Genomic DNA, 14005 nt, shown 5'->3' on the forward strand with positions numbered 1-14005 from the left:
TTCTGTGCATAGGTATTTTCTTTTTATCTTCACGCCGTTTGTTACCCCTCATCTGTTGTGTACATGTATTACAGACTGGTAGATGGGATATGTTTTACCTAATACAAAGAGGAATATATATCCTGTCATGATCAGTATCTGCATGTATATGCAGTGTTAAAATACTAAACCTTATCGTTCATTTAATATGTCATTGAAAGAAGTTGCCCTTGGCGTGGATATTGGTGGCACCAATACCAAATTAGGATTTGTAGACCAGGATGGTGTTTGCCTGGCAGATATGTCTATTCCTACAGGAGAGGATGATGCAGATAAGTACTTGCCACGACTATACCGGGCTGTAGATAAGCTGATGTTACCCTTGCGGGATAAGATTAAAATTGTAGGTATTGGCATAGGTGTACCCAATGGAAACTATTACAAAGGAACAGTAGAGATGCCTACCAATCTCCAATGGAGCGATTATGTTCCGCTGGCGCAATGGATTGAAGACCATTATAAGTTACCATGCCGTCTTACCAATGATGCCAATGCTGCAGCACTGGGTGAAATGAAGTTTGGTGTAGCTAAAGGGATGAAAAACTTCGTGATGATTACCTTAGGAACAGGTTTAGGAAGTGGATTTGTGGTAGATGGCAAACTGGCCTACGGTCATGATGGTTTTGCTGGAGAGCTGGGACACGTTGTGGTAAACCCTAACGGACGGATGTGTGGATGTGGCAAAAAAGGATGTCTGGAAACGTATGTATCTGCTACTGGTATTCGCCGTACCGTGTATAAACTATTGGCTGATCACACAGAGGAGAGCGAAATGCGTCGTATTAGCTTTGAAGATTTGGATGCCAGTATGATTACAGATTCTGCTACCCGTGGTGATAAGATTGCGATTGAAGCCTTTGAATATACAGGACGTATTCTGGGAATGAAACTTGCCGATGTGATGGCAATTCTGAGTCCGGAAGCATTTATCCTGTTTGGTGGACTGACTCGTGCACAGGATTACCTGTTTGAACCTACCCGTCGGTATATGGAACAGTTTATGATGCCTATCTTCCGGAACAAAGTAAAATTGCTGACTTCCGGTTTGACAGGTGCCAACACTGCTGTATTGGGTGCTGCAGCTCTGATCTGGCACGAACTGGAGAATATGCCTCTACAATCATAATATGCTTTCAAGAAAATAAAAGAGGCTGTCAGAATTTTTTCTAACAGCCTCTTTTATTTTAGTGTAGTATGCTTCCAATTACCAGCCTATTCCATAATCTTCTCCATGATTGCTTGATCCTCCCCAGAACGTACCATGCTGCCAGTCAAACCAGATTGCATTGATAGGGCCGGAAGTTCTTTCCTGATACGAAAGACTATAGCCCATACGAGTCAGATCTTTGCGAACCCATGTTGGCATGGCTGAGTTGAGTACAAGTCCTCCGGGAACTTTCTCATGAGCGCCAAAACTGCTATACATTTGTAATGTTTTGAAGCTGGGCGCTTCACAGGCTTCCTGTACGGTCATATTAAACTCGACTATATTCAGGAAGAACTGTAGCAGTAACTGATCTTGTTCATCACCTGCTTGTTTGGCAAATGAAAGAAAAGGTTTGCCATCTTTGAGCGCCAGTGTAGGAGTAAGCGTAACACGTGGACGTTTACCTGGTTCTACTACATTGAACGGATTTTCTTTAGGATCTAAAACAAAGCTCTGCATACGCTGACTCAAACCAACTCCTGTATTTCCCGCAATACAAGCTGGTACCCAGCCGCCACTGGGAGTAATGGATACAACCCAGCCTTCTTTGTCTGCTGCTTCTACTGAAGTAGTTCCTGCCTGGAAGCGTTCAAAGTATTTTTCATCCAGAACAGGATTACCAGGTGTATACAACTGACTTTGCAGATTGCCCCATTTTTGCAGTACATCTTTGTATGGATTTTGTTTGCCTTCAAACGGATATGGATCTCCAGGACCAATCTTAGGATCGTTCATTTCAAAGTTGATCAGCTTGCTGCGTTCTTTTGCATACTCTTTAGATAATAATCCTTTGATAGGTTCTTCCGGAGCAAATGCAGGATCACCATAATAGAAGTCCCGATCCGCAAACGCCAGGTTCATAGCCTGATAAAGCGTATGTATGTAACGAGTTGAATTATATCCCATGCTTTTGATATCAAAGTTCTCAAGGATATTCAAGGTTTGTAACATCGCTGGTCCTTGTGTCCACGGTTGAAGTTTATACACATCAATACCCCGGTAAGATGTCATTGTTGGTTCTTCAATTTTTACTTTCCAGTTAGCCAGATCCTGTTCAGTGATTAATCCACCCTGTTCTTTGCAACCACGTGCAATTTCTTTGGCAATATCTCCTTTGTAAAAACGGTCATAAGCAGCATAAATCGCATCTTTTCTGGATTTCCCTTTTTTCAGTGCCTGTTGTTCCGTTTCTACCAGCTTCTTCAGGGTTTCCAGCAGGTCTTTTTGAACAAATACTTCACCTGCATCCGGAGCTTCTCTTTTTTCGCCCAGGTGAGGTAAGAACACCTTTTTGGAATAAGGCCATTGTTTGATCATCTCTTTATTCCGTTCAATTTGATTCGCTGTTTGGGCTTCGATGGGATATCCTTCAGCCATTTGCATAGCCGGAGCCAATACATCTTTGAGGCTCATGGTACCATATTCAGCCAGAATGGTCATTAGTCCCCCAGGAGTGCCGGGAGTTACAGCAGCCAGTGGACCGTATTCCGGAGGATATTTCATTCCCTTATTTTTGAAAAAATCAGCTGTTGCACCTGTTGGCGCTACTCCCAAGGCATTGATGGCAATAACCTTCTTGGTCTTGGGATTGTAAATCAACGCTTGAGTTTCACCTCCCCAGCTTAATACATCCCACATGGTACAGGTAGCTGCAAGCATAGCACATGAGGCGTCTATGGCATTCCCGCCTTTGTTAAATATCATAGCGCCAGCAGTGGCAGCCAGAGGTTTACCAGTGACCGCCATCCAGTGCCGACCATGTAGAGGTGGTTTCTGTGTGATTACAGGAAGATTGTTAAATGACTGAGCCAGAATTATCTGAATACAACCCAGCAAATAACCCATGAGTAGTGTAAGTTTCTTCATAATGAAAATGTTTGGTCTGTCCCTTAAAGATAGAGTAAAACACAATTGGTTAAAGCAAATGAAGGTAAAAATGGTTAGATGAAAATACAACCAAGGGTTTACAAAAATGTGGAAAGGAATATTTCGTTGATGATTGATGCCTTTTAACTGGATGCATCTGCTTCTATCTGATCAAGTAAGATGATATCAATTTTGTATAGACTAGGATGAAAGAGAAAAACTGCTACTTTTGATAGTATTCATCAACCTGATTCTTCTATGACTATGCAGGCATTGGTATTGGAACAATTGCATCAGCCTTTGTTGCTAAAAGAGGTTACTGTCCCGGTTTTACAGGAAAACGAAGTTTTGATTCAGCTGAAAGCTGCTGCACTGAATCGGCGGGACTTCTGGATACAACAGGGACAATATGCTGCTATCCGCCTGCCTGCTATTTTGGGGTCTGATGGGGCTGGAATTGTGGCAGATATAGGGGTTACAGTAGATGCAGCATGGAGAGACAAAGAGGTAGTAATTAATCCGGGTTTGCATTGGGGAAAGAATCCGAAGGCTCAGTCACGTGAGTTCAGAGTGCTGGGTATGCCAGACTCAGGCACCTTTGCACAATACGTAAAAGTTCCTGTTACACATCTTGTACCTAAACCTGCACATCTAACCTGGCAGCAGGCTGCAGCATTGCCACTGGCTGGACTTACTGCGTATCGGTCTTTGTTTACCCGTGCAGAATTACAGCCTTATGAAAAGATATTAGTTACCGGAGTAGGAGGAGGGGTAGCATTGCAATGTATGCAGTTTGCTGTCGCAACAGGAGCAGACGTATATGTAACATCGGGGTCGGATGATAAATTACAGCAAGCTATAGAAATGGGAGCGAAGGGTGGAGCTAATTACAAACAGGCGGATTGGGTTGCTTCTCTGAAGTCACAGGCAGGAGCCTTTGATGTGATTATAGATAGTGCTGCTGGAGATAGTGTGGCAAAACTTACCGAACTGGCTGCTGAGGGAGGGCGCATTGTTTTTTATGGAGGGACTAATGGGGTAATCAATGGAATAGTGCCAGGCCGAATATTCTGGAAACAACTGAGCATTCTGGGTTCTACAATGGGAACAGAAGGGGAGTTTAATACGATGGTTGAGTTTGTCGAAAAGCACAAACTGGCACCTGTAGTCAGTAAAATATTTGCTTTTGCGGAGGTGAATGAGGCCCTCCAATATATGCAGGAGGCTGCACAGTTTGGTAAAATCGTGCTGGAGATCGAATAATGCAGATTTTCTAAAGGTTAGTTAGTATCCTTACAACCGCTTATACTAATTTGTAGTATTTTAGTATTGTAAAATAGGACTTTTTTGTATTTTCGCTAAAACAGATGTTTATAGAAAAACATCACTTTTTAACCAATCTATTCTACCTGTTTCCCAAGCCACACATCCATGAAGAATTCTAGACGTAGTTTTTTGAAAAAACTGGGAGGAGCATCTGCTTTTATCTCTGCCGGAGCTTTTTCGTCTCAGGCAAAGGCAGAAGGAGATATCCGTATCTTACAATCCCGAGCCAAAGTAACAGCCAATGACAAAATCCGTATTGGTCTTATCGGTGCCGGAATTATCGGCCATTATGATGTAGAAACTGCTATGAAAGTACCCGGCGTAGAATTGGTAGGTGTTTGTGATCTATATGATGGACGACTGGTGCGTGCCAGGGAAAAGTGGGGAAGTAAGCTATTTACAACCCGGGATTACCGGGAATTGCTCAATCGCAAAGACATTGATGCCGTGCTGGTATGTACTTCGGATCACTGGCATGACCGCATTTCTATTGATGCCATGAATGCCGGGAAACATGTGTATTGTGAAAAGCCAATGGTACATCATGTAGAGGAAGGCCAGGCCGTGATTGACACACAAAGGAAGACAGGCAAAGTATTTCAGGTAGGCAGTCAGCGGGCTAGTGGTACACCGATCCTGGAAGCAAAAAAATACTTTGAACAAGGCATCTTAGGCGAACTGACCTTTGTAGAGGCTGCTATTGATCGCACGGATGCTAAGGGAGCCTGGCAATATACTGTTCCTACAGATGCATCTCCCAAAACAGTGGACTGGGATCGTTATCTGGGTGATGCACCCAAAGTGCCCTTTGATGCAAACCGGTTTTTCCGCTGGCGGAATTACAAAGACTATGGCACGGGTGTAGCTGGAGACTTGTTTGTGCATCTTTTGACCAGTTTGCATGTAATTACAAGCTCAAACGGACCCAATAAGGTATTTTCTCTGGGTGCATTGAATTACTGGAAAGACGGACGGGATGCCTATGATCTGGTGACAGCTATTATGCAATACCCTAAAGCTAAAACCCATCCTGCCTTTCAGTTTATTACACGGGTCAATCTGGCCTCTGGTACTGGTGGAATGCAATCTGTAAAACTGGTAGGAACAGAGGGGGTGATTGAGCTAGGCTGGAGTGGCTTTACCATCAAACATTTTAAACGCGCCAAGGCACCTGGAATTGGAGGATATGATTCTGTAGAAAGCTTCGCGAAAGCACAACAGGATGATGTCATGAAGGCTTATAATGCCATGTATAGTGAGGCTGACCGTGTTGGACAGAAATTTGACGAGATTAAGTTTGTAGCTCCTCAAGGGTATGACGAAAGGTACGACCATATGGTCAACTTCTTTAATGGGATTCGTGAGAACAAACCCATTGTAGAAGATGCTTCCTTTGGTTTGCGTGCTGCTGGTCCTTCATTACTGGCTAATCTGAGTGCAGAGCAGCAGAAAGCTATTGTTTGGGACCCTGAATCTATGCGAATCGTTCAGGTCTGATTCTTTCCATAATTTCTTGTGAGACTTTACATTGTCCATTTCTATGGAGAGTGTAAAGTCTTTGTTGTAGTAAGGCTGCAAGTACTATCCTTCCCAAAAGCAAATAGGAAGGAAGTGGGAGAGAAACTGTCGTTTGACTATGCTTTTTCTCCTCTTCTGCCTCCTGATGCATTGCAGAGTATAGAATGGAAATGGATTGTTCTTCCTGTTGCTGCATTTTTATCAATTGCTGAAGAGTCTGTTGAGTATATTGGATGCGTACTTGTACTTCAACTTGCTTGGTTTCTTTAAGAAGAAGTTTAGCGACATTGTCTTTACGTTTGCGTTTATAGACAACACTCAGATGCCAGCGATTGGCATACCAGCGTCCCTGAACCTTATCAATTTCTTTCTGTAATTTTTCCAGTTTCCGTTTTTGATATCTCTCTGGTACATCTTCCGTTTGGAACTGCATTTTCCGCTCTCGTAATTCAGTCAGATGTATATCTAGCAACTGTTGACGTGCCTGATATTTGGCTTCATCGACGGCAATTTTGGCAATACGCTTCTTCATCAGATAGATCTCCTTATCCAAACGGATTTCATAATCTACCAGATCATAAGACGTATAACGGTACTTGTCAATTGCTACTTCAGTTGTAAGATAATTTACCATAGCTACCAGAGGAATTAGAGTTGTAGTTATTCGCTGTAAATATAGGTAAAAAATACCTTGTTTTGATATATTTATAGTAATTTGTAATTAATATAAATGTAGATATATTTTGAAAGTGTATATGTATTTGCTGTTAAAAGGGGCTAATTATATTTTATATTGGATATTTTTTTTGTAAATAAGTTGAGGTTATTTGTGATGTATTTTTAATAAATGTTTCGATGGCCTCACTGGGACTTTGATAAAATACACGTAGTAATCTCTTTTTATAATCACAAATTCATTTAGTTGTATACTAATCCTAGCATCCTGATAGAATAACTTAGCTAACTTTAAATATCTTTTCTACTATTATAAAATCTCTAATGAAAGTGTGGTAAAATTTTCTTATTTTTGCATACGCCTTTTGGTATAAAAACTACAGGTTAAGGGGCTTGAGATCAATAGGCTGGAATGTAAAGGAAGCAGACCTGTTTTCTATGAATACATGAAAGTATCCGTTTGATTTGTAATTGTACGAAACCACTAAAATTCTAAATAAGGCCATTTATGGAACAATGGAAATTGGAAGAAATCACCCTTTTGCAGAGCGATATCGCTCTATTTCTGCAGCAATTGGGGTTAGATCCTGCACGCATTAAAACAGTATCGGATTTTGCAGAACACCAGGGGGCTTGTTCGGAGGAGGAGATTAATTTTCTGAATGCACGTTTTCACCGCATTTCACAGTTACTGACTTCAGTACAACGATAGGGGTTAATAGTATTATCAGTTCGGTTATACGGAAGCACAGAGAAATCTGTGCTTTTTCTTTGTGTAGTAATAATTTAGAAACTACTGTTTGTAACAGATTGTCTCTAATAGCTGCAATAAGAAGTTTTCATTCACCATCTTGATAATGATAATGTTCCAAATGTGCTGAAGAAAAGCTTTGAATAAACTTTGGAGTAGTTTGTTCGTCCTTTCTCCTGATTTCAAGAAAACCCTCCTTTAAAGCCCAGTCATACACCAATATATCTACTGGATATTTGGTCAATACACCCGAAAGTTTATATTTTCTGATATTCTTTTCTGCTTCCTCTTTGCTAGAGAAAACTCCCGACGGAAATGAAGTGTGTTGAGAAGTTCCGGAAAATATCTAGATTTCATTGAGTAAATTGTTCATAGATGAGCAAAATTAACTTTTCCTGAAAGATTATTATTCTATCCCATCACTATTTATTGTGATGTAGCCTGTATCAAATAAGTAAGTATCTTCTGAGAAGGTCATCAAAAGAAACAGAAGCTACAATTCCATTCGCTTTTAAATCTGCTACAGATAGTATCTGCTCAAACCTGTATGGCATGAATCTTTTATGAGCTTTGTGTAATAGTTATACTAATAACTGTACGAGTAACAACTGTTACAAAGAAAATTTTAACCGTATTTTTATAGTCATATTCTTATACTATGCAAAACCTGTTATTGATCCTGGGAGCTGTTCTGATTGTATTTTCCTGGATGCATCTAATTCGATATGAGGTTTGGTGGATTCGGGCTGCAGACTTTCCACACCTGCAACTGGCTGTTCCTCTGTTAGTTATTTTTGTTGCTTATCTTATATGGTTTGATATAGATTCTCCTAAGGAATATGTTTTTATCTATGTAACAGCAATCACTTTGATCTACCATTTATATCGCATAAGGCCTTATACCCGGTTGCATTCACATCAGGTGCTGTCTAGTGAAAAAGAGCAAAAGTCAGGAGATGGATTGAAGCTGTTGATATTTAATGTGTTCATGGATAATACAAGATGTGATGAATTTCTTCAACAAGTATATCAGTACAATCCTGACATTGTGCTGGCCGTAGAAACCAATCAGCATTGGATGAATAAGTTAAAGCCTCTGGAAAAAATCTATGCGTATCGGGTGAGTTGTCCTCTTGAGAATACATATGGAATGCTATTCTATTCCAGATTTCCCATAAAACATAAAGAGATTAACTTTCTGGTACAGGATGATATACCCTCATTGTATGTTCAGCTGACATTGCCATCCAAACGGGTTATCGATCTCTATGGGGTGCATCCAAGGCCACCTGCACCGGGTGAAAACAATCGCTCTACCGAACGGGATGTAGAATTAATCCAGGTGGGCAAACGAGCCAAGGTAGCTACTAACCCAGTAATTGTTGCAGGTGATTTAAATGATGTAGCCTGGTCACACACTACCCGGTTATTTCAACGACTCAGTGGGTTATTAGACCCTCGTATTGGGCGAGGCTTCTTTAATACCTTTAATGCCAAGTACTGGCTGTTGCGCTGGCCACTGGATCATGTGTTTGTTTCACATCATTTCAAGTTGATAGATATAGAAAGGCTGCCTAATTGTGGTTCGGATCACTTTCCAATGTTTGCACATTTCTGCTATGAGCCTGATCCGGAAGCAAAAGAGAACAAACCACAGGCAGAAGCTTCTGATTATAAAGAAGCCAGCGAGAAAGAGCAACAACTGGAGGAGGAGAAAGCGTAACCGTTTAGATGTTGCCTTTACTGCTGTGCAAATTTTTTTGAGACTTATATTTTATATACTTAGAACAGGATTATACTATAACCCTGTTCTAAATATCCTGTTACCTGCCCTAAAAACGGAAAGGAATAAAACCTGTTTCCCCACTATATGCTTTTTCCTGACCATAAGCACTTAACTCAAATCTAATAAAGATCTATTTTTTCAACTGTGGTCCTCTGTAGATGGTTTTCCATCTCAGGGGGGCTTTTTAGAGAAGTATATAGAAGATAGCTATATAAGAACAATTCTGGTAGTTTTAACGTACTGTAGTATTGTCATCTTTTCATATATCCTATTTTTACTATTCTCTAAAATGGAAGAGTTAGAAGTAACCACTGATTCTCTCAAAGCAAACTGGGCTACTTATACAGCAGTGAAAAAGCTGATAGTGAAAGGTGCCAAAGAAAAATTTCCATTAGAGATTGCTCAATTAAAGAATCTGGAGTATTTATCCATAGAAGGAGTTCCTGTCATTACTGATTCTATCTTTGAATTGACTACACTCAAAGAATTACATGTAAAAGGAAAGCTAACAGATAATAAATTTTCGAAGCCTTACCCAGATCATTTTGATAAACTTACAGTCGTCACCCGACTCTCATTAGGTAGTGCACCTGCTCCTTTTCCTGCTTCCGTATGGAGAATGCCTGCATTGAAAACACTGACCTTGACTATTGAAGACTGCCGTAGTCTACCTCCAGGTAATTTTTCTTCTCTTTCACAGTTGGAAGAACTTCATCTTATCTCCAATCATTTTTCGGATGAGGTTTTTACAGAGATAGCCTCTCTGTCAAATCTTCGTTCTGTTACATTGGATGTAATCAATGTAAATAACTATCCGCTAAAGGCAGATTTATCTGCTCTGGGAAAGACAGTTAATCTGGAAGAAATAGTAATTCGTAATGCTCAGCTGGATACTCTTCCAGTATCATTTAAAGAGCTAGCAAACTTGAAAAGCTTTCGGTTGGAGGCGACTAATCTAAGACGTTTTGAAACTTCATTAGTCCCTTATTTTGAGAATCTTCCGGAAAATCTGGAAAGCCTTTATCTGGATTATATAGGATTTGATGTAGTTCCGGACAGTATAGGTCGTTTGAAAAAACTGAAGTCTTTGTATCTGACTTCCAAGTGTATTACCAAAGGATACGAAAATTTGCTTTTACTTAGCAACTGTGAGGAAATCTATTTTCGGTTTTATCGTGGGGATAGTAGTAGCGACCCGGTGGGTGAAAAAATTGAGTACAGTAAGGATAAGAAGACAAAATACAGTGAACTACGTGATTATGTTGAAGGAAAGGGGATAGATATAGAAATGCAAAAACAGTTTATGCGATTTGTATATAAGGACCCGGCAACTGTTTTAGACAAAGAGACATTATTACACCTACTGGATTACCCCAATAAAAGAATTCGGGAAGAAACATTTGCTCAATTGGCCCCATTGATCCGAAATCCATTTTCTGATGGCTTTGTGAAAGACAAAGCTGTTATTGCATTAACAGGTAAAATTAAGCAGCGTAAGACACAGGAGTTGGCAGGTATGCTCAACGAGCAGGGATATCATTTTAGCCCGATTCTGAACGAAAGTATAACTCATCTGATTATCTCACCAACAGAAAAAACAAATACACGTTTTTTATTTTCTGAGATCATTCAGCTGGCACTTCCGGAACATTTGATGAGACTTCTGGAAAAAGAAGCAACACCTTTTTTGAAGGCAGGAGATGTAATACTGGAGGATAGTCTGATGGCATTACTGTTTTCGGAAGATGAAAGTAATATGTTACTGGCTTTGGAAATGATGCTTGAGGGGGGAATACCCACCAATCGCTTCACAGAGTTTGTCATCTGTTTTCTGATGAAACGGTTTCAGCAAAAAGAGACAAAAGAAGCTTTTCGTAAAGTAATTGAAAAACATTGCTCTGCCAGATGGCAGCACTTTCTCAGGTCCAATGTGCGAAAATCTATTCTGGAAGACTCTACTCACAAAATTATTCGTCATGAACTAATTGAGTTGGATATATTTTTGAAAAAAGGACTGGAAATTGGTTTCGCAACATCTAAAGCGTGGTTTATCTATTTTTTTGACCGCATAATTGATTTTCAGCCTGACTTGGCAGAATTACCTGTACGTTGCCTGATCACAGATCATACGTTGGATTTGATACAGCTAGATCGGTGGAGAGAGTCTTCTCCTCTGAATCTGGGAAAATCTTTATCCCGCGGATTAATCAATATGACGGATCTGACACAAATTGAATGTGTTACCATTACAGTTGGTGACTTTGCAGATCTTTCTATCTCTAATTATTCATTCTTTGCCAATCTCAAAAAATTACCCAATCTACAGGAGATTATCATAAGTGGTACTTCTGATCTGTCATGGGTAAAAGGCAGACTTACCAAGACAATAGAAAAGACTAGGAGAGAGTTGCCATCCGTAGTAATTACACAGAAGGATAAGATATGAAGTCCAGATCAATAAGTAAGATTACTCATCGTTATCTGGAAAGAAAAAGTATATGCTATATGTTGCTTTACTTTTAAATATTTGTACTTTTAATGCAAATAATTGTACGTTTTACTATAGACAGATATATGTCTTGCTTCTTAGCTTAATTGATTGTGCCTGTTTTCGCTCTATAACATACTCTGTTCTTGACAGAATGTGGTCATCAATGTAGCATCTTTTATAAAGAGTTATAACCCAGTATTACTTTTCCTGATAACTGACATTCATATACCTTTCTGCAATTGCTTCATAAATGCTTTTGATTACTAAATTTTATCCGAGATGATAAATGTCTCACTGACAACTATCTGTGGATGTTGCTGGCAGAAGTGTATATAGATCTTTTGGATATTTCTTATTACCCGGCTACCGTTTTGATTTAATCATCTGATATGAAGGACGAAAAAAATCTTATTCAAAGGTTAAAACTTTCAGACCGACAAGTTTTCCATGTAATCTTTGATTTATATGCAAAAAAGATCTACTACTTTTCCTTTGATTATCTAAAAAGTAAAGAAGATGCGGAGGAAATTGTGCAGGAGGCTTTTATACGGCTTTGGGAGAAAAGAGAAACATTAAAAGAAGAGTATTCTTTGAGTGGATTTCTTTTTACGATTACCTATCGGTTGATAATGGACTATTTTCGTAAAAGAAAGACAATTAGTGAGGCTCAAAAACAGTTATTTCATGTTCTGACAGATGAAAGTTATCAGACTGAAGAAGAATTATTATATCAGGAGTTGGAAGCTTTGTATCAGCAAGCTATAGATCAGCTACCTCCACGAAGAAAAGAAATATTCATTTTGAGCAGAAAAGAAGGACTGACCTATCAGGAAATTGCTGCTCAGCTTCAGATTTCACCCAAAACGGTAGAACATCAGTTGTCCGAATCACTCCATTTTATGCGGGAGTATTTCAAGCATTATACCTGCTCATTTGTAATGTTATTTCTAGCCTGGCTGTGCTTTTGATACACATACTGTTTAATTAGTAAATGTAGCCCTTTATCTTTCAGTTAGTAATTCCCATATTCTGATTCGCAAATCCAGATTTTTACTTCTTTAAAATATAGTTGAACCGCTTGATTTACTATTTCTCTGAGTTAAAACGCTGGCAGACAACTTCCTGTTACTATCTGTAGGCGAACAGTAGCATAGGATTGGTTGTCTCTATCAAAGTTCCAACCCCCCGGCTCTTCTTCATTGCTTTTCTGAAAATTTTTTAAAAAAAAATTGAACTCCAATAGGGGAAAGCTATCAGTTACACGTAGTACCTATAAAATACTGTGTAATGGATAAGAAATTATTGGAAAAGTACCGGAGAGGTACATGTTCAGAAGATGAACAACAGTATGTACGTCATTGGATAGAAGATCCAGCGAATGCGTCATTACTGTATCAGTGGATGCAGGAGCAGTGGTATGAAATGGATATAATGAACCGACCTGCCATTGATCTGAAGCCAGTGTGGGAGAAGATAGATGATCATACAAAGGTTTCAGCAGACATAGACTTTCCGGAATCTGGATCAAAGGTTGCACAGTTAACTGCATTCTGGAAAACAAGAATACGAGTGGCTGCTACAATAATAGCGGTACTGTTAGGAGGTATTGGAGGAGGCTGGTATTTTTTTGGACAGCACAATGACATTATATACCAGACAAGTTATGGGGAGGTGAAGCGTATTGTACTGCCTGATAGTTCTGTAGTTGTACTCAATGGTAATTCAACCCTTCACTATCCGGCTTTATGGGATAATACACATAAGAGAGAGGTATGGCTGGAAGGAGAAGGTTTCTTTAGTGTCAGACATAAACCCGATGATCAGAAGTTTCTGGTCCATACCACAGATAACTTTACTATCGAAGTAGTTGGGACACAATTCAGTGTTTTTGAGCAAAGAGGCCAAACCAGAGTGGTTTTGAATAATGGAAAAATTAAGGTACATCTGAAAGCTGATGTCAACAAAAAGACATCTGGTCTGGAAATAAAACCTGGAGAGCTGGTAGAATACAATGATAGAGACCAGCAACTGATACGACGCAAGGTAAATCCAGAAATATACTCCTCCTGGAAAGACAATCAATTAATTTTTGAAGATACTCCTCTCTCAGAAGTAGCACTGCGTCTGGAAAGATGCTATGGGTTGTCAGTGCAACTGGATGAAACCATTAAGGACAAACGCCTTACCGGACGTATGGATATTCAGAATCTGGACGTATTGCTGGAGGCTATGTCCAGTTCATTTAATCTGAAAGTCATCCAAAAGAAAGACAGCATTATTATTCATCCTAATCCATAATAAGATATGAAAAAAGTCCATATCCGGTAGGCATTTATACAGATCTGC

At 39.6% G+C, this 14005-nt stretch carries 11 protein-coding genes; 8 read left to right on the forward strand and 3 right to left on the reverse strand.

The genetic code is table 11. The features are described from left to right. Positions 1-187: 187 nt before the first annotated feature. Positions 188-1165 (forward strand): ROK family protein, encoded by a 978-nt coding sequence (locus QNI22_RS37145; protein WP_313977563.1) that lies wholly within the window; start codon positions 188-190, stop codon positions 1163-1165. A 78-nt stretch (positions 1166-1243) separates the two neighbouring features. Here QNI22_RS37145 and QNI22_RS37150 read toward each other — a convergent pair whose 3' ends face one another. Next, entirely contained in the window at positions 1244-3112 is a 1869-nt protein-coding gene (locus QNI22_RS37150; protein ID WP_314519295.1) for a gamma-glutamyltransferase family protein, read from the reverse strand. A gap of 258 nt (positions 3113-3370) precedes the next feature. Here QNI22_RS37150 and QNI22_RS37155 point away from each other — a divergent pair, with 258 nt between their 5' ends. After that, positions 3371-4375, forward strand: a complete 1005-nt coding sequence (locus tag QNI22_RS37155) for a zinc-binding dehydrogenase (protein WP_314519297.1) — start codon at positions 3371-3373, stop codon at positions 4373-4375. Between the two features lie 168 nt (positions 4376-4543). After that, positions 4544-5935, forward strand: coding sequence for a Gfo/Idh/MocA family protein (locus QNI22_RS37160; RefSeq protein WP_313977557.1), 1392 nt, complete (start codon positions 4544-4546; stop codon positions 5933-5935). On the opposite strand, the gene QNI22_RS37165 is transcribed toward QNI22_RS37160, so the two are convergent. After that, positions 5913-6590 (reverse strand): hypothetical protein, encoded by a 678-nt coding sequence (locus QNI22_RS37165; protein ID WP_314519299.1) that lies wholly within the window; start codon positions 6588-6590, stop codon positions 5913-5915. The genes QNI22_RS37160 and QNI22_RS37165 overlap by 23 nt on opposite strands. Positions 6591-7139: 549 nt before the next feature. On the opposite strand from QNI22_RS37165, the gene QNI22_RS37170 reads away from it, so the two are divergent. Continuing rightward, positions 7140-7343, forward strand: a complete 204-nt coding sequence (locus QNI22_RS37170) for a hypothetical protein (RefSeq protein WP_313977554.1) — start codon at positions 7140-7142, stop codon at positions 7341-7343. Positions 7344-7470: 127 nt separating this feature from the next. On the opposite strand, the gene QNI22_RS40445 is transcribed toward QNI22_RS37170, so the two are convergent. Then, positions 7471-7728 (reverse strand): DUF7710 domain-containing protein, encoded by a 258-nt coding sequence (locus QNI22_RS40445; protein ID WP_419836270.1) that lies wholly within the window; start codon positions 7726-7728, stop codon positions 7471-7473. Positions 7729-8040: 312 nt separating this feature from the next. Between QNI22_RS40445 and QNI22_RS37175 the strand changes: the two genes are divergently transcribed. The 4 genes from QNI22_RS37175 to QNI22_RS37190 all read left to right on the forward strand — a co-directional run bounded on the left by QNI22_RS37175 (position 8041) and on the right by QNI22_RS37190 (position 13957). Further along, the gene (locus QNI22_RS37175) at positions 8041-9105 is read left to right on the forward strand and encodes an endonuclease/exonuclease/phosphatase family protein (RefSeq protein ID WP_314519300.1); all 1065 of its coding nucleotides are present in this window, start codon (positions 8041-8043) and stop codon (positions 9103-9105) included. A 352-nt stretch (positions 9106-9457) separates the two neighbouring features. Further along, positions 9458-11614 carry a leucine-rich repeat domain-containing protein gene (locus QNI22_RS37180; protein ID WP_314519302.1) on the forward strand — a complete coding sequence of 719 codons (2157 nt, stop codon included), beginning with the start codon at positions 9458-9460 and terminating at the stop codon, positions 11612-11614. A gap of 434 nt (positions 11615-12048) precedes the next feature. After that, the gene (locus tag QNI22_RS37185) at positions 12049-12627 is read left to right on the forward strand and encodes an RNA polymerase sigma factor (RefSeq protein WP_313977550.1); all 579 of its coding nucleotides are present in this window, start codon (positions 12049-12051) and stop codon (positions 12625-12627) included. Positions 12628-12946: 319 nt separating this feature from the next. Continuing rightward, a complete protein-coding gene (locus QNI22_RS37190; protein WP_314519305.1) occupies positions 12947-13957 on the forward strand; it encodes a FecR family protein in 1011 nt (336 codons plus the stop codon). Positions 13958-14005: the final 48 nt, after the last annotated feature.

The organism is Xanthocytophaga agilis (assembly GCF_030068605.1).
Taxonomy (GTDB): Bacteria; Bacteroidota; Bacteroidia; order Cytophagales; family 172606-1; genus Xanthocytophaga; species Xanthocytophaga agilis.

Coding starts and splice junctions, on each gene's coding strand:
- QNI22_RS37145 (WP_313977563.1), top strand. CDS start 188: ATGTCATTGAAAGAAGTTGCCCTTGGCGTGGATATTGGTGGCACCAAT.
- QNI22_RS37150 (WP_314519295.1), bottom strand. CDS start 3,112: ATGAAGAAACTTACACTACTCATGGGTTATTTGCTGGGTTGTATTCAG.
- QNI22_RS37155 (WP_314519297.1), top strand. CDS start 3,371: ATGACTATGCAGGCATTGGTATTGGAACAATTGCATCAGCCTTTGTTG.
- QNI22_RS37160 (WP_313977557.1), top strand. CDS start 4,544: ATGAAGAATTCTAGACGTAGTTTTTTGAAAAAACTGGGAGGAGCATCT.
- QNI22_RS37165 (WP_314519299.1), bottom strand. CDS start 6,590: ATGGTAAATTATCTTACAACTGAAGTAGCAATTGACAAGTACCGTTAT.
- QNI22_RS37170 (WP_313977554.1), top strand. CDS start 7,140: ATGGAACAATGGAAATTGGAAGAAATCACCCTTTTGCAGAGCGATATC.
- QNI22_RS37175 (WP_314519300.1), top strand. CDS start 8,041: ATGCAAAACCTGTTATTGATCCTGGGAGCTGTTCTGATTGTATTTTCC.
- QNI22_RS37180 (WP_314519302.1), top strand. CDS start 9,458: ATGGAAGAGTTAGAAGTAACCACTGATTCTCTCAAAGCAAACTGGGCT.
- QNI22_RS37185 (WP_313977550.1), top strand. CDS start 12,049: ATGAAGGACGAAAAAAATCTTATTCAAAGGTTAAAACTTTCAGACCGA.
- QNI22_RS37190 (WP_314519305.1), top strand. CDS start 12,947: ATGGATAAGAAATTATTGGAAAAGTACCGGAGAGGTACATGTTCAGAA.